This window comes from Pseudofrankia sp. DC12, assembly GCF_000966285.1.
In the GTDB taxonomy this organism is placed as follows: Bacteria; Actinomycetota; Actinomycetes; order Frankiales; family Frankiaceae; genus Pseudofrankia.
Window position 1 is genome coordinate 4,456,953 of sequence record NZ_KQ031391.1, and the last position, 23,659, is coordinate 4,480,611.

The 23,659-nt window shown below is 72.5% G+C and carries 18 protein-coding genes; 5 read left to right on the top strand and 13 right to left on the bottom strand.

Going from position 1 to position 23,659, the window contains the following annotated elements:
* Positions 1-279: 279 nt before the first annotated feature.
* The gene (locus tag FRADC12_RS17970; RefSeq protein WP_045877528.1) at positions 280-720 is read left to right on the top strand and encodes a gamma-glutamylcyclotransferase family protein; all 441 of its coding nucleotides are present in this window, start codon (positions 280-282) and stop codon (positions 718-720) included.
* 3 nt (positions 721-723) lie between these two features.
* Here the strand turns inward: FRADC12_RS17970 and FRADC12_RS17975 are convergent, their stop codons facing one another.
* The 4 genes from FRADC12_RS17975 to FRADC12_RS17990 form a co-directional block, all read right to left on the bottom strand.
* The gene (locus tag FRADC12_RS17975) at positions 724-1,317 is read right to left on the bottom strand and encodes a DUF5313 family protein (protein WP_052710984.1); all 594 of its coding nucleotides are present in this window, start codon (positions 1,315-1,317) and stop codon (positions 724-726) included.
* 309 nt (positions 1,318-1,626) lie between these two features.
* The gene (locus FRADC12_RS17980) at positions 1,627-3,396 is read right to left on the bottom strand and encodes an acetyl/propionyl/methylcrotonyl-CoA carboxylase subunit alpha (protein WP_045877529.1); all 1,770 of its coding nucleotides are present in this window, start codon (positions 3,394-3,396) and stop codon (positions 1,627-1,629) included.
* Between the two features lie 171 nt (positions 3,397-3,567).
* Positions 3,568-3,816, bottom strand: coding sequence for an acyl-CoA carboxylase epsilon subunit (locus FRADC12_RS17985; protein ID WP_045879778.1), 249 nt, complete (start codon positions 3,814-3,816; stop codon positions 3,568-3,570).
* A 37-nt stretch (positions 3,817-3,853) separates the two neighbouring features.
* Positions 3,854-5,449, bottom strand: coding sequence for an acyl-CoA carboxylase subunit beta (locus FRADC12_RS17990; protein ID WP_045877530.1), 1,596 nt, complete (start codon positions 5,447-5,449; stop codon positions 3,854-3,856).
* A 350-nt stretch (positions 5,450-5,799) separates the two neighbouring features.
* Between FRADC12_RS17990 and FRADC12_RS17995 the strand changes: the two genes are divergently transcribed.
* Both FRADC12_RS17995 and FRADC12_RS18000 read left to right on the top strand, forming a co-directional pair.
* A complete protein-coding gene (locus FRADC12_RS17995; protein WP_232303869.1) occupies positions 5,800-6,666 on the top strand; it encodes a biotin--[acetyl-CoA-carboxylase] ligase in 867 nt (288 codons plus the stop codon).
* A gap of 78 nt (positions 6,667-6,744) precedes the next feature.
* Positions 6,745-7,248: a PH domain-containing protein gene (locus FRADC12_RS18000; protein ID WP_045877531.1), complete on the top strand. Its 504-nt coding sequence runs from the start codon at positions 6,745-6,747 to the stop codon at positions 7,246-7,248.
* Between the two features lie 17 nt (positions 7,249-7,265).
* On the opposite strand, the gene FRADC12_RS18005 is transcribed toward FRADC12_RS18000, so the two are convergent.
* The 7 genes from FRADC12_RS18005 to FRADC12_RS18035 all read right to left on the bottom strand — a co-directional run bounded on the left by FRADC12_RS18005 (position 7,266) and on the right by FRADC12_RS18035 (position 16,011).
* Positions 7,266-7,916: a hypothetical protein gene (locus tag FRADC12_RS18005; protein ID WP_045877532.1), complete on the bottom strand. Its 651-nt coding sequence runs from the start codon at positions 7,914-7,916 to the stop codon at positions 7,266-7,268.
* A gap of 150 nt (positions 7,917-8,066) precedes the next feature.
* Positions 8,067-8,708, bottom strand: a complete 642-nt coding sequence (locus tag FRADC12_RS18010) for a hypothetical protein (protein ID WP_157488913.1) — start codon at positions 8,706-8,708, stop codon at positions 8,067-8,069.
* A gap of 677 nt (positions 8,709-9,385) precedes the next feature.
* Positions 9,386-10,537: a hypothetical protein gene (locus tag FRADC12_RS18015; protein WP_052710987.1), complete on the bottom strand. Its 1,152-nt coding sequence runs from the start codon at positions 10,535-10,537 to the stop codon at positions 9,386-9,388.
* Positions 10,538-10,864: 327 nt separating this feature from the next.
* A complete protein-coding gene (locus FRADC12_RS18020; RefSeq protein WP_045877533.1) occupies positions 10,865-11,365 on the bottom strand; it encodes a GtrA family protein in 501 nt (166 codons plus the stop codon).
* Between the two features lie 433 nt (positions 11,366-11,798).
* On the bottom strand, positions 11,799-13,193 hold the full coding sequence (locus FRADC12_RS18025; protein WP_045877534.1) for a UDP-glucose dehydrogenase family protein: 1,395 nt from the start codon (positions 13,191-13,193) through the stop codon (positions 11,799-11,801).
* A 383-nt stretch (positions 13,194-13,576) separates the two neighbouring features.
* On the bottom strand, positions 13,577-14,494 hold the full coding sequence (locus FRADC12_RS18030; protein WP_045879782.1) for a TIGR03089 family protein: 918 nt from the start codon (positions 14,492-14,494) through the stop codon (positions 13,577-13,579).
* Complete coding sequence (locus FRADC12_RS18035; protein WP_045877535.1) at positions 14,491-16,011, bottom strand: LCP family protein; 1,521 nt, start codon at positions 16,009-16,011, stop codon at positions 14,491-14,493. The genes FRADC12_RS18030 and FRADC12_RS18035 overlap by 4 nt, the downstream gene beginning before the upstream one ends.
* 669 nt (positions 16,012-16,680) lie before the next feature.
* On the opposite strand from FRADC12_RS18035, the gene FRADC12_RS18040 reads away from it, so the two are divergent.
* Positions 16,681-18,234 carry an LCP family protein gene (locus FRADC12_RS18040; RefSeq protein WP_045877536.1) on the top strand — a complete coding sequence of 518 codons (1,554 nt, stop codon included), beginning with the start codon at positions 16,681-16,683 and terminating at the stop codon, positions 18,232-18,234.
* Between the two features lie 234 nt (positions 18,235-18,468).
* Here the strand turns inward: FRADC12_RS18040 and FRADC12_RS18045 are convergent, their stop codons facing one another.
* Together FRADC12_RS18045 and FRADC12_RS18050 are read right to left on the bottom strand one after the other, a co-directional pair.
* Positions 18,469-19,878, bottom strand: a complete 1,410-nt coding sequence (locus FRADC12_RS18045) for an LCP family protein (RefSeq protein WP_349305882.1) — start codon at positions 19,876-19,878, stop codon at positions 18,469-18,471.
* A 412-nt stretch (positions 19,879-20,290) separates the two neighbouring features.
* On the bottom strand, positions 20,291-22,522 hold the full coding sequence (locus FRADC12_RS18050) for a DUF2142 domain-containing protein (protein ID WP_232303870.1): 2,232 nt from the start codon (positions 22,520-22,522) through the stop codon (positions 20,291-20,293).
* Between the two features lie 184 nt (positions 22,523-22,706).
* Between FRADC12_RS18050 and rfbD the strand changes: the two genes are divergently transcribed.
* Positions 22,707-23,585, top strand: a complete 879-nt coding sequence (rfbD, locus tag FRADC12_RS18055; RefSeq protein WP_045879784.1) for a dTDP-4-dehydrorhamnose reductase — start codon at positions 22,707-22,709, stop codon at positions 23,583-23,585.
* Positions 23,586-23,659: the final 74 nt, after the last annotated feature.

Genomic DNA, 23,659 nt, shown 5'->3' on the forward strand with positions numbered 1-23,659 from the left:
CGGCGCGGCGCCGCGCCCCGGGGGGAGTGCTTCCGGCGGACGGGCGGCGAACAGCCGGCCAGCGGGACTCCACCCGCCCATTCCCCGTGATGGCCACGCTTAGCCAATGTGGCCAGCGTCTACGGAATGGCCGGTGTGATCAAGCGGGCCGCCGGTCGCATAATGGCGAGGCGAACGGGCCTCGCCGTCACGCCCCCATGCGTGCTTACGCCGCTCGCGACCCGGCCGACACCGGCCGCCGGGCCAGACTGGCCCGGGTGATGGGATGAGAGAGCCGACATGAACCTGTACGCAGCGTATGCCAGCAACCTTGACCCGGCGAAGATGAAGGAGCGCGCTCCGCATTCGCCGGTGACCGGGACCGGCTGGCTCAGCGGCTGGCGGCTTACGTTTGGCGGGGAACAGCTCGGCGTCGATGGCGCGATCGCCACCATCGTCCCGTATGTGGCCGGCCGGGTTTACGTGATGCTCTTTGACCTTGACCGCTACGACCTGGACCGGCTAGACGTCTGGGAAGGCGCGGACACCGGGCTCTACACCCGCATCCGAGTACGCGTGGAGACCCTCGACGGCGACATGCTCGCCTGGACCTACGTGCTCGACGCCTACGAGGGCGGACTGCCATCCGCCGAGCACCTGGCCGCGATCGCCGATGGCGCCGAGAAGGCCGGCGCCCCGGACGACTACGTCGCCGAACTGCGCTCCCGCCCGACCGCCTGACCCTCAGGCGTTGATGCCCTCGGGGTCCGCCGGATCGTAGCCGCCCCCGCCGGCAGGAGGTCCGGCTGGCGTCGTGACATCGGCCCCGGTGCCCGCGTCGGCGCCCTTGGGAGTCGCCACTGGCGCCTCCAGGGCCGGCGTCGCCTCCGGTTCGTCCTCGTCCTCCTCGGGCCGGACGATCGGCGGGAAGCCGTTCTGGACGAGCCGCCGGTTGCGGAAGCTGCCGGCCAGGATCAGGCCCATTGACGCGGCGGCCACCAGCAGGAACCCGGCCAGCATGCCCCGGGTACCGGGCGGCCCCGGCAGCACCGCGAGAATGACCGCGAACGGCAGCATCATCAGCACCGACCGCAGCGCCTGCCGCCACCGCCAGCCCGGCGCGGTCAGGTCCTGGAAGACCCACCCGGAGTACTGCGTCGGCATCCGCCCGCTGAACACGTACGAGACGCGTCCCGCGAACGGCGGCCGCGTCACCGCCTCACCGCCCGCCTGCGGCGTCGTGCTGGTGTCCGCCGCCGTCGTGCTCGCGTCCGCCGTCGCGTCCGCCGTCATCGTCGCGGCGCCATCGGCCGTCGCGGCGTCCCTGCCACCGTCCATGCCCTGAGCCTACGGACCCTTGTGGCCGCTGGAACCGTGCGCCCCAGCACTCCCTGCCCCGGCGTCAGCCACCGCCAATGACGGCGCCATCCGCACGAGACGCGCCCCCGCCCGGTCCGGCGGCGTGGCTCCCCCGCTGTTGATCGCCGTCTTGGCCCCTATGGCGATCAAGGCTCGAAGGTGGCGGCCTGCCGGCCAGACCCGATCCAGGGAAGGCGCCGGCAGCGTTCCGCCCGGGCAACGCGAAGCCCCGGCCCGCCGCGATGGCGGAGCCGGGGCTTCGTGGTGTGCTCCGGGCCCTGACCGGTGTCAGTCCTTGATCTCGCAGAGGACGGTGCCGCTGGGGACCACGGCGCCGACGGCGGCGGTCAGGCCGGTGACAGTTCCGGCCCGGTGCGCGGTAATCGGCTGCTCCATCTTCATCGCCTCGAGGACGACGATCAGGTCGCCTTCTGCCACGATGTCGCCGTCCGCCACGCCCACTTTGACGATGGTCCCCTGCATCGGGCTGGTCAGCGAGTTGCCGGTGGCGGCGCCGGCCTTCTTGCCGCTGGCCTTGCGCTTCGGCGCCGGGCCACGCCCGCCGCCACCCGAGCCGCCCGCCGACGCGCCGAGGCCCGCCGGGAGCACGACCTCCAGCCGCTTGCCACCGACCTCGACGACAACCGTCTCGCGGGCGCCGGCCTCGGCGTCCTCGCCGTCGGCGCCGCCGGCGAAGGCCGGGATGGTGTTGATGAACTCGGTCTCGATCCAGCGGTTGTGGATCGTGAACGGCTCGTCGGTCGCGACCGGCGCGAAGGCCTCGTCCCGGACGACCGCGCGGTGGAACGGCAGCGCCGTCGCCATGCCCTCGACGACCAGCTCGTCCAGCGCCCGGCGGGCCCGCTCGATCGCCTGCTGGCGAGTCGCACCGGTGACGATCAGCTTGGCCAGCAGGGAGTCGAACGCCCCGCCGATGACGCTGCCGCTCTCGATGCCGGCGTCGACCCGCACCCCGGGTCCGGTCGGCAGCACGAGCTTGGTCACGGTGCCCGGCGCGGGCAGGAACTTGCGGCCCGGGTCCTCGCCGTTGATCCGGAACTCGATCGAGTGGCCGCGCGCCGGCGGGTCGGTGAAGCCGAGAACCTCGCCCTCGGCGATGCGGAACTGCTCGCGCACCAGGTCGATGCCGGTCGTCTCCTCGGTCACCGGGTGCTCGACCTGCAGCCGGGTGTTGACCTCGAGGAAGCTGATCAGCCCGTCCTTGGCGACCAGGAACTCGCAGGTGCCGGCGCCGATGTAGCCGGCCTCCTTGGCGATCTTCTTGGACGCCTCGTACAGCGACGCGCGCTGGGCGTCGGTGAGGAACGGGGCGGGCGCCTCCTCGACCAGCTTCTGGTAGCGCCGCTGCAGGGAGCAGTCCCGGGTGCCGACGACGACCACGTTGCCGTGGGTGTCGGCGAGGATCTGGGTCTCGACGTGGCGGGGCTGGTCGAGGTAGCGCTCGACGAAGCACTCGCCCCGGCCGAACGCTGCGACCGCCTCGCGGACCGCGCTCTCGAACAGCTCGGGCAGCTCGTCCTGCGTCCACGCGACCTTCAGACCGCGGCCACCGCCACCGAACGCCGCCTTGATGGCGACGGGCAGGCCGTACTCGTCGGCGAAGGCGACGACCTCGTCGACACCGGCGACCGGGTCGGCCGTACCCGGCGCGAGCGGGGCGCCGACGGCCAGCGCGATGTGCCGGGCCTGGGTCTTGTCGCCGAGCCGGCGGATCGCGTCCGGCGACGGGCCGATCCAGGTCAGCCCGTCGGCGATGACGGCCTCGGCGAAGTCGGCGTTCTCCGAGAGGAAGCCGTAGCCGGGATGGACCGCGTCCGCGCCCGACTTCACGATCGCGTCGAGGATCTTGTCGATCCGCAGGTACGAGTCGCCGGGGGTCGAGCCGCCGAGTGCGTACGCCTCATCGGCGACGCGAACGTGCAGGGCGTCGATGTCAGGCTCCGCATAGACCGCGACGCTGGCGTAGCCGGCGTCCTTGCAGGCCCGCGCCACCCGAACGGCGATCTCGCCGCGGTTGGCGATGAGGATCTTGCGCACGTTTCTCCCGTCCTCGTTCGGCCTGCCCGAGTCTAGGGCGACCAGACCGCGGGGTGCCTCCCCGCGGATTCGGCGGCCGCCGCACCCGCGGGACCCCGCGCTCTATCCCGGTCGAAAAGACCGGCTGGTGACGCTTGGAAAATGAGATGCCTTGCTATTGGGTGAGGAAACTCACGTGGTCCGCATGCTGGCGACCCGGCTTGCGCGGTGCCAGCCACCGGTGCCTGGGCCGGTGGTGACCCGCATCGCGTAGCCCCGGTCGGCCCAGACCGACCGGGGTGGCCGCGGCGCCGGCACGGCACTCGCGGCGGCGTGGGCCGCCAGCACCGCGACGATGGCCGCGATCTCCTCCGGGGTCGCGTCGCCGCGGACCAGCTTCAGCAGCGGCCGGCGCTGCTCGACCGGTTCGCTCTGCGCCACGAACACCTCCTTGAAGATCTCTGCTGTCCCCGGTTCGTCACAGCGGGATGTTGCCGTGCTTCTTCGGCGGCAGGGTCTGGCGCTTGTTGCGCAGCAGCCGCAGCGCGCGGATGACCTCGCGCCGGGTCACCGACGGCTGGATCACCGCGTCCAGGTAGCCGCGCTCGGCCGCGATGTACGGCGTCGCGAAGTGCTCGTTGTAGTCGTCGATCAGCTCGGCGCGCCGGGAGTCCGGGTTCTCGGACCCGCTCAGCTCACGCCTGTAGATGATGTTGACGGCGCCCCGGGCGCCCATGACGGCGATCTCGGCCGTCGGCCAAGCGAGGTTGATGTCCGCGCCGAGGTGCTTGGAGCCCATGACGTCATAGGCGCCGCCGTAGGCCTTGCGCGTGATGACCGTGACCTTCGGGACGGTGGCCTCGGCGTAGGCGTAGATCAGCTTCGCGCCGCGGCGGATGATGCCGGTCCACTCCTGTGACGTGCCCGGCAGGAAGCCAGGGACGTCGACGAACGTCAGCACCGGGATGTTGAACGCGTCACAGGTCCGCACGAACCGGGCGGCCTTCTCGGAGGCGTCGATGTCCAGCGTGCCGGCGAACTGCATCGGCTGGTTCGCGACGATGCCGACCGAGCGCCCGTCGACCCGGCCGAAGCCGACGATGATGTTCATCGCGAACTGGGCGTGCACCTCGAGGAAGTCCCCGTCGTCGAGGATCTTCTCGATCACCTTGTGCATGTCGTACGGGGTGTTGGCCGAGTCCGGGATGAACGTGTCGAGGTCGGCGTCGATCTCGGCGTCGAGGTCGGCGACCTCGTCGTAGACCGGCGCCTCGTCCATGTTGTTCGGCGGCAGGTACGACAGCAGCGCCTTCGCGAGCTCGAAGCACTCGGTCTCGTCGGTGGCCTGGAAGTGCGCGACACCGCTCTTCGAGTTGTGCGTGTGCGCGCCGCCGAGCTCCTCCATGCCGACGTCCTCGCCGGTGACTTCCTTGATGACGTCCGGCCCGGTGATGAACATGTGGCTGGTCTTGTCGACCATGAGGGTGAAGTCGGTGATCGCCGGTGAGTACACGGCACCGCCGGCGCACGGGCCCATGATCAGCGAAAGCTGCGGGACGACCCCGCTGGCCAGCACGTTCCGGTAGAAGATCTCGCCGTACAGGCCGAGCGCGACGACGCCCTCCTGGATACGGGCGCCGCCGGAGTCGTTGATGCCGATGACCGGGCAGCCGGTCCGCACGGCCAGGTCCATGACCTTGACGATCTTCTCGCCGAAGACCTCGCCGAGGCTGCCGCCGAAGACGGTGGCGTCCTGGCTGAACACGCACACCTGGCGCCCGTCGACGGTCCCATAGCCGGTGACCACGCCGTCGCCGTAGGGCCGGTTCTTGTCGACCCCGAAGTCGCGCGCGCGGTGGCGCATGAACGCGTCGGTCTCGACGAACGAGCCCGGGTCCAGGAAGGCGTCGATCCGCTCGCGGGCCGTCATCTTGCCCTTGGCGTGCTGCGCGTCGACCGCGCGCTGCGAGCCGGCGTGGACGGCATCGTCGTTCACCCGATGAAGCTGCGCGAGCTTGCCCGCGGTGGTGTGCGGGTCGGGCGTGGGATCAGTCGAGGGCGCCGCAAGTGCCATGCGCGGCAGCGTACGGCCAGGCCGGGTACGGGTGCGAGCAACAGTGCACTCCGTCTCACGGCGCGCGGCCCGGACGGGCGCGGAGCGCCCGCGGGCCGCGCCGCCTGCTTCGGGCGCTTCGCGCCCTCGCCACCGTGATTCTGGGCTTGGGATGAAGTGCGGAGGCGGGCGCTCGTCCAGGGTCGCGATCTTGGCTGGGCTGGGCGGGTTGTTTCTTGGGTGAGGCTGGGTGGTGCTGGTTGCCGGTTTCTTGATTCGGCTCGCCGGTCTCGCTGAGTCCGGGGGAGCGGGCTGCCGGGGAACGGGAGTGGGGAGGCGGTGCTTTGGGGCGGTGGTGGCAGGCTGGGGTTGTGAGTGGTGGTGAGGATCTGCTGGATGGTGTGCGGCTGGCTGTGGCCGGTGCGGCCGTCGGCCTGCGGGTTGAGGTCGTCGCCGAGACCGGGTCCACCAACGCTGACGTGGCCGTGCGGGCGCGGGCCGGGGAGGCCGCGGGGCTGGTCGTCGCCGCCGAGCGGCAGCGGGCCGGGCGTGGTCGGCTGGACCGGACGTGGGAGTCGCCGGCGGGCCGCGGGCTGACCGTCTCGCTGCTGGCGCGCCCGGCGACCGGTGCCTGGCCCAATCCGGCGTCGATGCTGGGCTGGGTGCCGATGGTCGCGGGGACGGCGCTCGTCGGCACGTTGCGCTCCCGGTACGGGGTGCCGGCGTGGCTCAAGTGGCCGAACGACGTGCAGGCCGACGGCGCGAAGCTGGCGGGCATCCTCGTCGAGCTGGTGCCGAGCCCGCCTGGGCCGCCGGGACTGGTCATCGGCTTCGGCCTGAACGTCCACACCGCCGCGGCCGACCTCCCGCCGGGGGCCACCAGCCTCGCCGTCCTCGCCGGCGCCGGGATCGGGTCCTGGGGCACGGGCGGCGCCCTGGTCGCGAGCCGCACGGAGCTGCTGGCCTCGCTGCTGACCGACCTGGCGCGGGCGCTGACGGCTTTCGAGCAGGACCCGGGCGCCGCCCGCCCGGCCTACCGAGCGGTGTGCGCGACGCTCGGCCGCGACGTCCGGGTCGAACTGCCCGGCGGCGAGAGCGTCGTGGGCGTGGCGGGCGACGTCGACGGGTCCGGCCGGCTGGTCGTGAACGGCCGCGCGTTCAGCGCCGCCGACGTCGTGCACCTGCGCCCGGCGGCGACGGGCGCGGGGATGACGGCACCCGCCCGGACCGAGCCGTAGGCAAACGGCCGACGGCCCCCGGAATGACGCGCGGCGGCCCATGCCCGGTCGCTTCGCCGCAAGTGCGAACATCGGTCCGTGGGCTTTCCCGAGGACATCCTGACCGACGACGAGATCGTCGTGCTGGACCTGCATCCGCACTGGGTCCGGCTGGTGGGGCCGCTGGCCAGCGCGGCGCTGGTACTTCTGCTCGCGGTGCTCGGGGTGTTCTTCGCGCCGAGCGGCTCGGTGCAGAAGCCGCTCCAGTACCTGGTTCTGATCGTCGCCGTGGCCGCGCTGTCCTACCTCAGCGTCCGGCCGTGGCTGCGCTGGGTCACCACCCGCTATGTGATCACCACAGAGCGGGTGCTGCTGCGGCACGGCATCCTGACCAGGACCGGCCACGACATCCCGCTGGTCCGGATCAACGACATCGGCTTCAACCAGACCCTGTTCGAGCGGATGTTCAGCTCGGGCACGCTGACGATTGAGAGCGCCGGCGAGCGCGGCCAGCTGAGCCTGGCCAGCGTCCCGAACGTCGAGCAGGTGCACCTGCGCCTCTACGAGCTCGGTGAGGACCTGCGCGGGCGCGAGAGTGCCTGACTCCTGGTGGATTCGCCCTACGGCGCGGTGAAGCCGCGCCACCACGCGATCAGGCCTGCCGCGTCGGTGCCGCTGGCCGTCAGCGCGGTCTGGTCGGCGGTCACGGTCCAGAAGATGGCGAAGGTGCCGGCGGGCGTCCCGGCCGGGACGTGGTCGCACAGGAAGACGCCCAGCTGCCTGGTCGAGCGGCCCCAGGTCTCCGTGCTCGGCTGGCCGGCCGAGCAGCTGCCGACGTCGTCGATCGCGGCGGCCCGCCGGTCGGCGTCGGCCTTCAGTGCGGCCGCGTCCCGGTAGTGCCGGGCGACGAGCTCGGCCGGCCCCGGCTCACCGGCCAGCACGTTCGTCGCGCAACGGACCGCCGCGTCGACGCCCTGGCCGAGGCCGAGCCCCGGGCCGGGCGGCTCGGTGACCCGCTCCGCGGGTGCCGGCGCGCAGTCGTGCACCTTCAGCGGCCCGAGTGTCCCGGCGAGCGCCCGCTGGGCCGGCGTGAGGCCGTCTGGCGGCGATGTGAAGCCGACGGGCGGGGCGGCCTGGGTGGCGGAGTCGGCCGGCCGGGTGCCACCGGCGGCCGACCCGCCGCCGGTGGTGAGGAGCACGGTGATGGTCACTGCGGCGGCGACCACCAGCGCCCCGCCGGCCGCCACCGCAGCGACAGTCCCACGCCGCATCGGGTCCCCTCCCGTTCGGCCGCCGCCCAGGATGGGCGTACCGGTACGTTCCCGGTCGGTGCGACGCCCACCGGCCGCGGTTCGTTGCCGCCGGCGGACCTGGCGAGCGCCGGGTCTCACGGCCACCTGCTCCGCCCGAGGGGCCGTCGGTCAGGCCGGGCGGGCCGTCGAGGCGGATGGGTCCGTCGAGTCCGGGAAGGGCTGGAACGACTCCCACCAGTCGAACAGTGCCCGAGGGTCGCTTCCGTAGCCGAGGAACGAGACCAGGTCCGCGTCCGCGGTCCAGAACAGGAAGTGCTGGCCGGCGCGGGTGTCGCAGATGACCGTGCCGCCGGTCTGGGTGCGGGGGCCGGTGTCCCAGGTGAAGATCTCGCTCCCGCCGTCCTCACACCGGCCGTCGCCGGCCACGCCGTCGGCCCGGGCCGCGACGTCGGCGGTCAGGCTGGCGTCGTCGCGGTAGCCGAAGACGGCGATCTGCTGGTGGGTGTCGGTGGCCGAGCAGAACAGCGCGGCCGTCACCCCGGCGCCGGCTGGGGCCGGGTTCGGCCGGCAGTCGCTGACCGCGGCCGGGTCCAGCCGGGCCGCGAGGGCCCGCTGCGCCTCGGTCCAGGCCAGCTCCGGTGTCGCGGCCGGCGCGGCTGCTGGGGACGCGGCGGCCCCGCCGGACCTCGTCGCGACCGCGAACAGGCCACCGACGACGGCTGCGAGCATCACCACCCCTGCGGTCACGACCAGCGCGACCACCAACGGTCGGGACTGACGGTGCTGACCGGCGCCGGGGAACGGGGTCATGGCCACCGGCATCGTGCCGGGACCACGGACACCCGGACCGGGCGGCATTCCCGGCCAGGAGGCTGGCGGTGCCGGCGGCCACGGCGGGCGAGGGGCCTGAGGCGGGCCCGGCGGGCCGGCCCAGCCTGGCGGAGGCGGTATCCGGCCCGGTGCACCCGCCTGCGGCGCGGACGCGGTCGGCGGGAAGGGGGCCGGCGGCGGCGCCGGCCGGCCCGGCGGCGGTAGGACCGGCACGGGACGGCCAGGCTGCGGCATCGGACGGCCAGGCTGCGGCATCGGACGGCCGGGCTGCGGCGCGGGCGGCGCCGGTCGTGGCGACGCCTGGGCCGGCGGCGCGCCTGGACCTTCCCGGAGCGGCAGCGGGGTGACGTCCGCCCAGCTGGCGAGCGACGTCCAGGGACCGTCGTCGCGCGCGGTGCCGTCAGGTCGAGGCGGCACGTTGTCGGGCGGGCTCGCCACCGTTCCTCCCGGGAGTCCGCCCGCGGCCGCATGGTCGTGGACAGGTTGTTAGCTGGGACAGGGCCCGACGACGGACCACCGACGTGGGCGGCCACCAGCCTGGTTCAGCCGGCCACCTGCCTGGCGGCGGGCCGGTCCGGGCTATCAGCGCCTCCAGCGGGTGCCGCCGCCCGGACGGTCGGTCCGGGCGGCGGTTGGTCACCGTGAGGCAGCATTCATTACTGAACGGCTTCGAAGTTACGCCACCACGTGTAGAGGGCGGCTCCGTCCTTGTCCGTGGCGAAGAATCCGAGCAGCTTGTCGTCGTAGTACCAGCGAATGTAGGCGGAGCCGTCGCTGGTGTGGCCGCACAGCAGCGCACCCTCGTCGGTCTCCCGGTTCTCATAGTTCCAGGTGCTGACCTGGTCCTTGCCATCCTTGCAGTCGCCGGTGTCGGTGATCGCGTCGCTGTAGAACTTCGTGTCGTGCTGAAGACCGGAGTCGTTGACGTAGCTGAACGCGTAGACGCCGCGCCCGTCGTCACCGGATGAGCACAGCACGGCCGCCTGGATGTCGTCGTTCTCCTGGTCGGGCGCCGGGTCGCAGTTCGTCATTGAGGACGGGTCGAGCTGGTCGACCAGTGCCTGCTCGTCCGAGCTCAGCCCGGTCGGCGTCGGTGTCGGTGCCTGCGTCGTCGGTGCCGTCGTGGGGACGGCGGTCGACGGCGCGACAGTGACGGTCGGCGAGGACGTCGGGCGGGGCGTCGGCTTGTTGCCGCCGCCGGACAGGGTGACCGCCAGGACCACGATCAGGATGACCACGACGACACCGGCCGCGACCCCGCCGATGATCAGGTTGCGGCGGTTGTTGTCGCGCGGCGGCCGCGGGGCACCCGGGTAGCCGGGCCCGTAGCCGGGCGGCTGGCCGTAGCCAGGCTGCTGGCTGTAGCCAGGCTGCTGGCTGTAGTCGTAGCCCGGCGCGGGGGTGCCGTAACCGGGCTGCTGCGGCGTGTACCCGGGGTACCCCGGCTGCTGGGCCTGGCCGTAGTCATAACCGGGCTGCTGGGCCTGCTGGCCGTAGTCGTAGCCCGGCGCGGGGGTGCCGTAACCGGGCTGCTGCTGCGGATAGCCCTGGGCGGGGTAGCCGGGCGGGGCCGGGTACTGCTGCTGCGGGTCGTACGCGCCCGGCGCCGGGGTCTGGGGTGCCGGATAGCCGGGCGGGTACGCGGTGGTCGGTGGATAGGGCTGCTGGCCGGCCGGAGGTGGCGGCGTCTGGCCTGCGCCTCCGCCAGCCGAGCCCGGTGGATAGGGCGGCTGGGCCGGCGTCGCGGCGCCGCCGACGAGCTGGGTCTCGGCGTCCGAGTTGTCCGGCTCGTAGTCCGATGGCTGCATGGTTGTGGTTCCCCTCCCGGAACGGTCCCCGGGGACCCCGATTGCTCAAACCCCGGACCGGTGTCCGATGTTAGGAGGTCGCCCCGGCTGGGGCATCTTCCGGTCGCTTGTCGGACATGGGACGTCGCAGGTCCGACAGGCTTCCGTTGTTTCCGCCGCGCCGCATTCCGGCCCTGGGCAAGCAGCGGCGCCGGCCGGCTGGTCCGGTCGGCGCCGTTATCCGCGGGCATGGGTGAATGCCGTGCTGTGCCGTCGACTCTCAGGGCCCGACGGCGGGACTGGCTCCGACGCGCCTCCCCGCGGCGGTCGTGCGCGCGGGGGAAGGGCTCAGCGGCCGGCTGGCTCCGGGACGCGGGCGGCGGGCGTGGTGTCCGGGCCGGCGACCGCGCGCGGGTGGTCCGGGTGCAGGAAGACCCAGCGCTTGTACGCCCAGAAACGGAACACCGTGCCCAGCCCGGTTCCCAACACGTTGCCAAACACGTTGAAGGCGAGAGCGCCCTTCAGGTGCAGCACATACTCGCCGAAGCCGAGGCAGCCGAGCGCGATGCCGAGGCCGATCACATTGAGAACGAAGAAGAGCGTGTACTCACGGCGAACGCCGCTGCGCGCGCGGTGGGCGAAGGACCACTTACGGTTCCCGATGTACGCGACGGTCGCCGCTATGACCGTGGAAATCGTCTTCGCCAGCAGCCAGTCCATGTGGAACTGGACGTGACACACGTTCGACGCGACGAAGTCGACGACATATGCGACGGCACCTACGACGCCGAACTTGCCGACCTCACGGATGAGCAGCTGGACCCGGGAGGGCCGTGCCCGATGCTTCACGACAGGCAACCTCGGTTGATTTCTGCCACCTGCCGAGACTACCGACGTCTCCTGGCGGTCCATCGACTGCCCCCGGCGGCCTACTGGCGCACCCGCTCTGGTCGACACGGAGACGATCGGATCAACGACGGGAGGCAACAGTTCTCCTTGGAGGATGACGGGTTGTATTGACGGATGGTGTGCCCTCAGGCGCGCGTCGTGACACGGTCCTCCGGTCGTCGGCGGCGCAGTCGAGCGCCCCGGGACCTTCGACCACGCACCTCATCGGCCCTCATCGGCCCTCATCGGCCCTCATCGGCCGAATCCACTCCAACGTGACAATAAGCATTCCGGGTCACAACCGGGGCGCTGCCCATGTGGAATCCGCGGGGCTCCCACGCCGGTGCCAGACACACGTGGGCCTCGGGCCAGCTCAGAGGGCCGCTTCCGCGGCTCAGGCCGCGGCCTCGTCGTCGCGGAGCTCGCCCTCGCCCGCCGGGCTGGCGGGCTGACTCGGCCGGCCCAGGCTGTGGTACTCCCAGCCCGCGTCGCGCCAGCGCTGCTCGTCGAGGGCGTGCCGGCCGTCGACGACCACGGCGCCGGCGACGTGGGGCAGCAGCGCCGCCGGGTCCAGCGAACGGAACTCGGCCCACTCGGTGAGCACCAGCACCGCGTCCGCGGCCGTCACCGCCTCCCGTACCGACGCGGCGTACTCCAGTGACGGGTAGCGCAGCCGCGCGTTCGGGACCGCCGCCGGGTCGTAGACGCTGACCCGCGCGCCCTCGGCGGCGAGCGCGGCGGCGATGTCGAGCGCCGGCGAGTCACGGATGTCATCGGAGTTCGGCTTGAACGCGGCGCCGAGCACGCCGAGCCGCCGGCCGGCGACCGTGCCACCCAGCGCCGCGCGGGTCAGCGTCACCGCCCGCTGCCTGGCTCGCAGGTTCACCGCGTCGATCTCGGCCAGGAACGCCAGTGACGACCCGGCGCCCAGCTCGGTCGCCCTGGCCTGGAATGCGCGGATGTCCTTGGGCAGGCAGCCGCCGCCGAAGCCGATGCCGGGGCGCAGGAAACGGTTGCCGATCCGGGCGTCGTAGCCGATCGCGGTGGCCAGCTCCAGCACGTCGGCGCCGGCCACGTCGCAGATCTCCGCCATCGCGTTGATGAACGAGATCTTGGTGGCGAGGAACGCGTTCGCGGCGACCTTGACCAGTTCGGCGGTGGCGTAGTCGGTGACGACCACCGGCGTGCCCGCCTCGATCGTCGCCGCGTACACCGCGCGCAGCCGCACCTCGGCGGCACCGCCCGGCCTGACGCCGAACACCAGCCGGTCGGGCCGCAGGGTGTCCTCGACGGCGAAGCCCTCGCGCAGGAACTCCGGGTTCCAGGCGAGCTCGACATCGGGCGCCGCGGTGCTGATCCGGGCCGCGAGGCCGGCGGCCGTGCCCGCCGGGACGGTCGACTTGCCGACGATCAGCGCGCCCGGGGCCAGGCCGGCCGCGATCAGCTGGTCCACGGCGGCGTCGACGTAGCGCAGGTCCGCGCCGCCGTCACCGGCCCGCTGCGGCGTGCCGACGCAGACGAAGTGCACGTCGGCCCAGCCGGCGATGCCGTCGATGTCGGTGGTGAAGGACAGCCGGCCGGACTCGAGGTTCTTGCGGAGCAGCTCCTCGAGGCCCGGCTCGAAGATCGGCACCTCGCCGGCGGCGAGGCGCTCCACCTTGGTCGCGTCGACGTCGTAGCCGACCACGGTGAAGCCCAGCTCCGCCATGCAGACGGCGTGGGTGGCGCCCAGGTAGCCGGTGCCGAGCACCGCGATCCGCGGTCCCGTCCCGGCGGCGGGAGTCGGCACGGCGGGCCGATCGCCCGAGCTCGACCTGCTCGCGCTGGACCTGGTCACGCTTGTTCCCCGCCTCTCCGCCTCGGCTGCCGTTCTGGGCCAGCCGCCCTGTAGCCTGCCACGCTCGGTCGGCGCTTCCGTGCCGGCCGCCGACGCTGGCCGATACCGCCCCTTATCGACCGTAACCGGGCTGGGGCCGCGGGGGACGGCCTGGTCGCCGCCGTCCCCCGAGCCGTCCACGGCCGTCAACCGCGCGTTGCGACACCGTTCGTCGGATCGCTCGATGCTGGCCTGAACCGGGGCGGACTCGGGCGTGATGGCTGTCCAGTTGTCACGCTGTGAAGTACCCGGCGGACGTCGCCGTGCACCCTCTTGTCGGTGCTCGCGGACGCGGGTCAGGCGGTCGGCGCGGGGCGGGCGGCGTCGGGCAGCTGGAGCCGCCGGACGCCCGCGGGCACGGGCCGGACGGTGCCGCAGACCATGGTCACCTTCTCCTGGGCGATCCGCCGGGCGAGCGCCGCGTCGTCCAGGTTGGCGTCCAGATGGCGGCACAGCACCACCGAGGCCCCCGCCACCAGCGGCGCGAGCACGGTGCCCAGCAGGCCCTCCGCGCTCGCCGGGCCGGCGGTCGAGAGCACCCGGTCACCCGCGCCGAGCCCGGTGGCGGCCGCGACCTCGCCTGCGCGGGCCAGCAGCGTGGCCTGGTCGGACGGTGGCGGGGGGGCGGCGAACCGGTCGCCATGAGCCGGCACCTCGGCGGCGAAGTCGAGCACGCCGGCGACCGGATGCGCCATCCGGGCGCCGAACGGCCGCAGCGACAGCGCGACGACCTCGTCCGCGCCCAGCCCGAGCGCCGCGTCCACCCGGCTCTCCGCGACGAAGAGCGCCTGGACGTCGCCGGTCGCCTCGTCGTCCGGGTCGTCCTCCGCCGCGCCCTCCGGCTCGCCGCCGTCCTGCTCCGGCCCGAGGTTGACGAGCACATCGCAGCCGGCGGACCAGGCGGCCAGCAGGATCACGACGGTCAGCCAGTGCGCCGGCAGGTCCACACCGACCCGGTCGCCGGGCGCGAGGCCGAGCGTGTCGACCAGCAGGTTCGCCGTCTTCGCCACCCAGTTGTCCAGCGTGATCCCGGACAGCTCGACCCGTTCGCCGGTGGCGTCGTCGTAGAACGTCACCAGTGGGCTGGTGCCGTCGGCGCGCAGCCTGGCCGCCAACGCCGCGGCGACCCCGGGATAGGCGGGGCGCCCGCCGGCCGGGCCGTCGAGGCCGAGCACCGTGACGACCGGCGTCAGCCGGGGAGCGCCGTCCGTCACGGCGTGCACGCGGTGTTGGCCGGAACGCCCCCGGTGCCCGGCGCAGGGGTGGCCGGGGCGACGGTCACCGGTCCGCCCGCCGTGGCACCGGGAGCCGCCGCCCCGGCCGTGCCCGTGGCGGCCGACGGGGCGGTGACGCCAGTGAACGTCGAGCCGAGGACGACCGTGACCCCGGTCGTGGCCAGCGTCGCGTCGACGACGGCCTGCGCTCCGGGGATCTTCGCCACGAGCGCCTTGGCGCCACCCTCCTGGCCCGCCGGGTAGCGGACCTCGGTCGAGGCCTGGCTCGTGGCGGCGGTGCTGGCGGTCATCAGCCCGCCGAAGCCGAGCGCGGTCAGGCTGGTCTTCGTCTCGCCGGCCAGGCCGTTGCGGCCGGACGCGTTGACGATCCGGGCGACCGTCACCTGGCTGGGCAGGACCGCCGGCGCCGACGCGAGGGCCGCGCTCTGCGGCGGCGCCGGCCGCAGCGGCGCGAGGATCTGCTGCATCTCGGCGGCGTTCACCAGCAGCACGTCGCCGTGGTAGCCCATCGCGCCCTGGTCGTCGCGCGCGCCCTCGCTGGGCAGCGGCACGTGCGTCGGGATGGTGATGAACCTGACCTTGCCGGAGCCGAGCTTGCTGGCGCGGTCGGCGAGCTCGACCAGGTTCAGGCCGCTGTCGGTGGTCAGCGCGCCGCCGACGGCGCCGAGCAGCTGCGTGACCGTGACCGGGTTGGTCAGCGTGCCGGCGGTGGTGGTCTTGGCGAGCAGCTTGGACAGGAACTGCTGCTGGCGCAGGATCCGGAGCCGTTCGTCACCCAGCGCGTGGCGGGTCCGGACGAAGGCCAGCGCCTGGTCACCGTTCAGCGTGTTCTCCCCTAGGTGACCGTGCCACTGCGAATAGTTGTCGTTCAGGTTGCTCGTGCTGCCATCCGGCATTGTAGTGACACAGACCGTAACACCGCGGACGGCATCCACGACCTGCTTGAAGCCGGCGAGGTCGATGACGATGTAGTGGTCGATGTGCAGGCCGGTCAGGCTCTCCAGCGTCGACGTCAGCCCTGACACGCCAGCGTAGGTGAGGATGTTCGTCAGCTTGTCCTTGCCGTCCGCGGGTGTGCCCCTGACCCGCGGGACCACCGGGATCAGCTCGTCACGCGGGAACGACAGCAGCGTCGCGGTGCCGTCCTTGTCGAAGTGGGCGATGATCGTCGTGTCCGACCGGATGCCCTCGACCTGCTTGCCGCCGTACTCGTTGCCGGTGCCGTCCCGGCTGTCGTCCCCGAGCAGCAGGATGTTCTCGTCGCCGGCGACCTCGGCCGGGCGGTTCCCGGCCGGGTGCCAGCTCGAGTCGTGGGTGACCTTGCTGCTGAACTGGTTGTAGAGGAACCACCCGCCGGCACTGACGGCCAGCACGAGGACCGACAGCAGCGCGCAACCGACCAGCGAGAGCCGGCGCAGCGGCGAACGGCGCCGAAGGGGACCCCGCGGGCTGAGCTCCGGCGGCAGACGCTCGGTTGGCCGAGGTGGTGCGGTCATGTTGCTCACCGGCGGTGCGGCCCTCCTCAGCGGGTCGTCCGCTCGGCGCGGCCCTCGGGTACCGGGCTCGCCGAGATCGTCGCGTCGATCTCCGTTGATCGAGATTGCCTGGCGCCACCGGCGCGTTCCCTACGGGTGGATGCGCGGAAGGCCGCGCCCAGTCTGGATCTCGTCGTCCAGGACGCTCCGCGCTGGTTGGACGTTGTCGCCCGCCGCGGCACGCCTCTTCACAACAGACGCATGTCCCGTTGTTGGTACCCAACGTTACGTCGTTGACGCCCCGGTGGAATCCACCCTGCTCCACCCCGTCCCGGGGCACGTGTGCGCAGGTCAACGGGGGAGAGCGGGGGTGTCGCCCGCGGCCGGCCGGCTGGGCGGGCTGGGGCCGTGCCGCCGCTGGTAGGAGCTTCGGGCACCAGCCCGCCGTCCAGGCCACATGTCTTGTTGTTACCGTCTGGTCAGCTGCCCGACGGATAGTCGCAATCATGTGTTTGCGGTGTGTATAGAGATACAAGGCGGTGGTAGCGGCCGGGATGGCAAGATCGGTCGACTTGCCGCCGCGACGGCCCTGGTTGCCGGCCCCCTGGACCACGCCGTCGCACATCGGCCGGATGCCGGCACCTATCATCATTTTCTGCCCAGTAGCGCCCGAGAGGGGAGACCGGGGACGTGTCGTACCAGACAACGCTTCCGCCCCATCTCAGTCCCAGGGAGGACGGCGACCGAGGTCGCCGCGGGCGCGGCGGCGGCCAGCGGGCGGTACGGCTCGCTCTGGGCGTCGTGTCGGTACTCGTCCTGCTGATCAGCGTCGGTGGCTGGGCCCAGTACACCTACGCCAACGGCAACGTGCACCACATCTCGCTGAACCTGGGCGGCAACCGGCCGGACAAGACGTTCGGGGTGCAGAACTACCTGCTCGTCGGCACCGACAGCCGCGCCGGCACCGGTGACGCGTACGGCGGGTCCGAGGTGCTGGGCCAGCGGTCGGACACGACGATCCTGATCCACCTGGCGAAGGACGGGTCCACGACGATGGTCTCGTTCCCACGCGACACCCTCGTGACGATCCCCGCGTACACCGACGCGCAGGGCAGGCACCACGGGGCGCACAAGGACAAGTTCAACTCGGCGATCTCCGACGGCGGGCCCACGCTGCTCGTGAGCCTGGTCGAGAGCCTGACCGGGATGCGGGTCGACCACTACGTGTCGATGGACCTCGAGGGCTTCAAACAGATCACCAACGCGATCGGCGGCGTCGAGGTGTGCGTCCTGCCGTCGACCTTCCGCGAGTACGTCGAAGAGGACCACAAGTACAGCACCAACACGAACGACCCGATGAGCGGCTGGCTCGGCGGCCCGGGGACCGTCCACGTCAACGGCGACCAGGCGCTGGCGTTCGTGCGGCAGCGCCACGGCCTGTCGACGCAGGGGGACATCGACCGCATCCACCGCCAGCAGCAGTTCATCGGCGCGGTGTTCCGCAAGGCCACCAGCAGCGACATCCTGACCAACCCGATCAAGCTGGAGGGGCTGATCTCGGCGGCGACCTCCGCGTTGACCCTCGACGACAACACCAGCGTCACCGACCTGCAGGGCCTGGCGCTGTCGATGAAGGGCATGGCGTCGGGCTCCATGCACGTCGAGACCCTGCCGACCCACCCGCCCACGGTCGCGGAGGGCGGGAACCCGAAGGACGGGACGCTCGCCCCGTACGGTGCGGTGCAGATCTACAGCCCGGTCGACCTCGCGAAGATCGTCACCCCCCTCGGCGGCCACGTGGACGGCGTCACCCTCGACGACACGGCCGCGCCGGCGACGCCCGACCCAGGCGCCACGCCCGGCCCGGTGACTGTCCCGCCCGCGCAGATCAGCGTCGCGGTCTACAACGGGTCGACGACGAAGGGCCTGGCGTCCAAGGTGACGACCGCGCTCGCCGGCAAGGGCTTCAAGGCGACGACCGCCGGTAACGCCGACGCGCTCACCTACACAACTTCGCGGGTGATCTACGGGCCCGGCCAGCAGCAGGCAGCCTGGACGGTGCAGGCGGCGGTCCCCGGCTCGGTCGCCCGTGCGGACCCGACCATCACCGGCATCCACCTGATCCTCGGCGCGCAGTACACCGGCGTCGTCACCCCAGCCGCCGCCGGCAGCACCGCCACCGCCGCCGCGCCGACGACCCAGGCCCCCCAGGGCCCCCCGCCGCCGCCGAACTGCACCATCTAGGGCCAGCGGCCGGAGACGCCGCTCCGCGCCTCTGCAGACCTCCCAGACCGTCGACCTCCCCAGATCGATTCCGTCGATCCGTCCGGAACCTGTCGCCGATCCGGCAGGGACCCCGGCTTCTGCCTGGGCCGGGCGCTGAGCGCCCGTTACCAACGTGAGCCGGGGACAGGGAGAACTACGGTGGGTGGGCGCTTGTCCAGGGTCGGGATCTGGGTTGCGTTTCGGCCCAGTCGGTTAGTAGGTGCAGCCGCCGGTCAGTTGGGCGGCGGTGGTGGCCGGGGCTGGGCGGGCCGGGGTGGCCTGGGCCGTGGGCTGGCTGGTTGACGCGGCCGAGGTGGTGAGGCCGGTGAAACCGTCGCCCAGGACCAGCGACACGGTGCCGGTCGTGAGGGTCGGGTCCACCGAGAAGCTCGCCCCGGGCACCACGGTCGCCAGCGCCCGGGCGTCGTCCTCCTGACCAGGCGGGTAGCGGACCTGGGTCGTCGCGGGCGCCTTGCCGGACCAGGTCTGCGCGGTCCCGACGACGAAGCCGGCGGTCGCCAGCGAGCTGGCCGTCCTGCCCGCGGTCCCTTCGAGGCCGGTCGCGTTGTAGACGTCCACCTTGAAGTCCGACCGCGGCGAGACCGAGCCGGCGCTGATGCCCTGGCCGGTCGGCGCCGCGGCCTGGGAGCTGGCCGGGCTGGGGATGCCGCGCAGTGGAGCGAGGAAGGCGTTCAGGGTCCGCTGGTCGTAGAGCTGGACCGAGCCGTAGACGGGGAGCTCGCCGAGCGCGTTGGCCCCTTCCTCGGGCGTCGGCGGCCGGACCGGAATCGTCTCGAACCGCAGCTGGTTGGGCCGCAGCCCGTGCATCCGCGTCGCCAGCTTCTGCAGGTCGTCGATCGTCGTCGAGTCGTCGACCGTCAGGGAGCGGAACGCGGCCTGCAGCAGCGACTCCAGCTTGACCGGGTTGGCCAGGACGCCGGTGCTGGTCGCTTTCGTGAACACCGCGCTGATGAACTGCTGCTGACGGCGGATCCGGTCGAAGTCGCCGTCCGGCAGGCCATGGCGCTCACGGACGAACGCCAGCGCCCGCTCGCCGTCGAGGTGGTTGGCCCCGACGACCCCGTTCCACTGCGACCACGGGTCGAGCAGGTTCGAGGTGCTGCCGTCGGGCAGCGCGCGCACGCAGACCGTCACCCCGCCGATCGCGTCGGTGATCTGGCGGAAGCCGGCAAGATCGACCTGGACGTAGTGGTCGATCCGGAGCTGGGTCAGCCGTTCGATGGTCCTGATCAGCAGCGACGGGCCGCCGGTGGTGATCGCCGAGTTCAGCTTCCCCTTGCCGTGGCCCGGGATCGCCACCAGCGTGTCTCGTGGGAAGGAGACCAGCGTCGTCGTCCCGTCCGGCGCGAGGTGGGCGACGATCGTCGTGTCCGAGCGCTCGCCGTCGACGGCGCCCCCGCTCTCGAACTCCGTGCCGGTGCCGGCCCTGCTGTCGGAGCCGACGATGAGGAAGTTGACGGCCCCGCCAGCGCCGGGAGCCGGCCGGTCAGTACCCAGGTTCAGCTTGATCCGGGCGATCTGGCCGTCGAAGTACCGGTACACGGTGTAGCCGCCGATGGAGACGACGAAGACGAGGGCGGACAGCGTCGCGGCGATAATCATCAACGCGCGGCTCGCTGTGCCCCTGGTGCTGCCGCGACCGCGACCGGGCGGTGGACCGTGGGGGTCGAGCTCCGCGGGCAACGCCAGGGTGGACACCAGAGGCTTTGGCGGTGCTTCTGTCACCGTCTGAGCACCTCCCGCTCCTGAACGGATGATTGACCGGCAGGATTGTTGCCCTCCGAACCCATGTTGACACTCAAGGTACCCGCTCGTAGCCGCGCGTACCCGACACCCGTGCGCAGGTGTTCTTGCCCTGTGAGCCTGCTGTGAGGCCCGTGGCGGGCCGGCGGGACGCAACAGCCGCTAGGCCTGTCCTCCGCACATCACCCGCGCCGACCTGTGGCGATCATCGACAGTCGCGATAGCTGCAACGCTCTGACCAGCAGCGATGCGGCATGTGCGGAAAACGGGGCTAGGCGGCGAGCGGTGCCCGGTCTGGATGCGGCCCGGTGGCGCCCGAGGACGGGGGCGACGTACGACGGCCGCCGCCGGCGGTCGGCGGTGGCGACGACGGCCGGTCCCGCAGCACCGAGCGCGCGACACAGGCCAGCGTGACGAGGGCGAGCGCCGCCGTCAGGGCGAGGATCGCGAACGTCACCCCGGACGGGAACGGCGCCCAGCGCGCGATCGCGGCCGCCACGCTGGGCACCCGCGCCGGGCTGAAACGCACCCCACGGCCCAGCCAGTAGTAGCTGCAGATCGCCAGCAGCGCGAAGGCCTGCATGAGCAGCGCTCCGACGAGCATCACGACCGGCGTCCACCGGTCCCGGCGGCCGAGCAACCGGGCGAGCCCGGCAGCGATGACCACGCCGGCGCCGACGAGGCCGAGATAGAGGTACCGCCCCTGGACGGCGATGCCGCGGGTGTACAGCTCGTACTCGGCCCAGCTGCGCTGGGCGACCGTCACGTAGGCGAGGGCGACTGGCAGCAGCAGCACGGCCGGGGTGGCCGCTCGGGCCAGCCGGTCCCGCCACGCCCGCCGGTCCAGCAGCCGCCGTCCGGTCGGGCGGTCGGTCCCGCTACGAATCGCACCGTCCTGGGCCTGTTCGTCCTGGTCCTGTTCGTCCTGGGCCTGTTCGTCCTGGTCCTGTGCGCGGCCGCCGTCCGGCTGGGCCGGGATCGCGACGGCCCGTCGGGCCGCCTGGCCGAGACCGCTGACCAGGCACGTGACCGCGACGATCCCGACGACCACCGTCGCCGTCACGATCGCCACCGGCGTGAGCTGCGGCGGCTCGAACATCCCAAGGCCGCCCCAGAACCGGCTGATCATCGTCCGGATGAAGTACCACAGCCAGGTCCAGAACGAGTCCGGCAACAACAGCGACTCGCGGCGTGGCGGATCGGCGTCCCAGCCGTTCGGCTGGACCGCGCCGTAGAGGACGTAGTTGCGGACCCACCACCAGCCGCCGAGCCCGAGGCCGATGGCGATTGCCGCGATCGCGGGCCACCACGGCAGCGAGCCGACCAGCGCCCGCACCCGCCGACCCGGCCGGGCCTCGACGTCGGCCGCTTGCGCCGACCTGGTGTTCCACCAGCCCACCAGGTACGCCGCGACGACCATCAGCGGAAGCAGCAGCGCCAAACCCTTCGACAGGAAGGTGAGCGCGAGCCACACCCCGGCCCAGACCGCGGTGCGCATCCGCCGGTCACCGCGCAGCACGCCGGCCAGCACGAACGTCAGCACACCCGTGGTGAGGATCAGCACACCGTCGTTGTTGAATGTCGCCCCGACCCGGTCGAACCCGGGGACCGCGAGTGGCAGCACCGCCGCGCCCCGGGCCACCGCCTCGGACAGCCGCAGCCGTCGGGCCGTCGCCCACGCCAGCAGTGGCAGCGGCGCGACCAGCAGGATGTTCAGCAGCCGCAGGACGTAGACCTGCTCGTCATAGGCCCAGTTCGTCGCCGGCAGCGCCCCGAGCACCGCCGCGCCGACCGCGTAGACCATCGGCGGGTGCTGCACCATCTGGTTGGACAACCGGCCGTCGGTCACCGGGGCTGGCCCCCCGAGCGCGTCGAACGAGCCGCGGTCGGCCCGTGGCGTCGGGGTGATCTCGGCGAACGAGGGCGACCGGCGCTTCTTACCTCCGGACTGGAACATGTCGGCGTAGGCGCCCCGGTCGAAGTCGTCCGACGTGGCGGCGACCCCCTGGGAGATCATTTTCTGGCCGGGGGCTGGCCAGCCGTCACCGTGCAGCAGCCCGTAGACCATGTCCACGTGCTGGGCCTCGTCGTAGCCGGTCCAGGTCGGGTACACCACCGAGTACGTGGCGAGCAGGGCCAGGTGCAGCGCGGTGATCACCAGCACAACCGTCGGCACGAGCCGGGCCCGCCGCCAGGTCGCCCGCAGCGGGCGGGCAAGCCGTTGGCCTGGTCTGTCCTCGGCCGGTCCGGCCCCGTCGTCGGCGAGGTCCGCGAGTGGCCGGTCGCCCGGGTAGGCGGGCAGGGTGGCGGCGGCGACCGCGTCGCCCCTGGCGTCGAACGCCGCGGTCCCGTCGTCGTCGTGCGGCTTCGTGGTGGCGAGGGCCGCGTCTGTGACGTCGCCCGCCGGGGTCGCTGTGTCCGTGCGCTCGCTGATCGTCGGCTCCGTGGTCCGTGGAGTTCCGTGCGGGCGCACCGTGACGCGCCCGGTGCCGGGCCTGTGCAACGCCCGGCCTCGTCGGCGGTCGCCCTGGCCCCGATGGCCGGGGCCCGGCGCAACGCAACCACACTTACCTGTGTCTGACCTGTGGATTTCCACCGGCTCTGGTGGTGGCCGCCCCGCTGCCCGAGGACCTGACGTAGGTGTCAGGTCCTCACAGTCTGCCAGACTGCGAGCTGTGCGCGTACTCGTGATCGGTTCCGCTGGTCAGGTCGGCTCCGACCTGTGCCGGCTGCTGGCCCTCGACCCGCGACTGCCGGCGACCGCTGGGCTGACCAGGGCGGAATGCGACATCACCGACCCGGCCAGGGTTCGCGCAGTGATCCGCGACCAGGCCCGGCCGGCCAAGGTCCAGGGTGGGCTGACCGTCATCAACACGGCCGCCTGGACCGACGTCGACGGCGCCGAGACGGACGAGGCCGGCGCCTACGCGGTCAACGCCACCGGTCCCGCGCATCTGGCCGCCGCCTGCGCGGAGGCCGGCGCGACCCTGATCCATCTCTCGACCGACTACGTCTTCGACGGTCTGGCCGGCAAGCCGTACGAGGTCGACGACCAGACCGCCCCGACCTCCGCCTACGGGCACACGAAGCTGGCTGGCGAGCAGGCCGTGCTCGCGCTGTGCCCGGCGTCGTACGTCGTGCGCACCGCCTGGGTGTACGGCGCGGTCGGGAAGAACTTCGTCAAGACGATGGCGCGGCTCGCGCGTGAGCGCGACACTCTGACCGTCGTCAACGACCAGCACGGCTCACCGACCTGGTCGGCGGACCTCGCCGCGGGCCTGATCGAGCTGCTCCTCGCGGGTCCCTCGTTCGGCCCCTACCACTTCACCAACGCCGGCGACACGACCTGGTACGACTTCGCCCGGGCGATCATGGAGGAGATTCGCGTCGACCCGGCGAAGGTGCTGCCGACGACGACGGACGCCTTCCCGCGTCCCGCGCCCCGGCCCGCCTACTCGGTGCTGTCGCACCGCAGCTGGCTCGACGCGGGCCTCACCGCCCCGCGCCCATGGCGGGACGCGCTGAGCGCCGCCTTCGCCGCCTACCCGGCCGAACTGCGGGGATAGGGCGAGGACGATCGGCCCGCGGCTGAGCCGCCGTCGCGGTGGGAAACCGGTTTGCTCCTGCCGGGTAACGTGAA

Bases quoted from the DNA above. Each gene is read 5' to 3' on its own strand.
- FRADC12_RS17990 (WP_045877530.1), bottom strand. From the start codon at position 5,449: ATGGCACTTGCGGCGCCCTCGACTGATCCCACGCCCGACCCGCACACC.
- FRADC12_RS18045 (WP_349305882.1), bottom strand. From the start codon at position 19,878: ATGATTATCGCCGCGACGCTGTCCGCCCTCGTCTTCGTCGTCTCCATC.
- FRADC12_RS18035 (WP_045877535.1), bottom strand. From the start codon at position 16,011: ATGACCGCACCACCTCGGCCAACCGAGCGTCTGCCGCCGGAGCTCAGC.
- FRADC12_RS17970 (WP_045877528.1), top strand. From the start codon at position 280: ATGAACCTGTACGCAGCGTATGCCAGCAACCTTGACCCGGCGAAGATG.
- FRADC12_RS18005 (WP_045877532.1), bottom strand. From the start codon at position 7,916: ATGCGGCGTGGGACTGTCGCTGCGGTGGCGGCCGGCGGGGCGCTGGTG.
- FRADC12_RS18010 (WP_157488913.1), bottom strand. From the start codon at position 8,708: ATGACCCCGTTCCCCGGCGCCGGTCAGCACCGTCAGTCCCGACCGTTG.
- FRADC12_RS18015 (WP_052710987.1), bottom strand. From the start codon at position 10,537: ATGCAGCCATCGGACTACGAGCCGGACAACTCGGACGCCGAGACCCAG.
- FRADC12_RS17975 (WP_052710984.1), bottom strand. From the start codon at position 1,317: ATGGACGGTGGCAGGGACGCCGCGACGGCCGATGGCGCCGCGACGATG.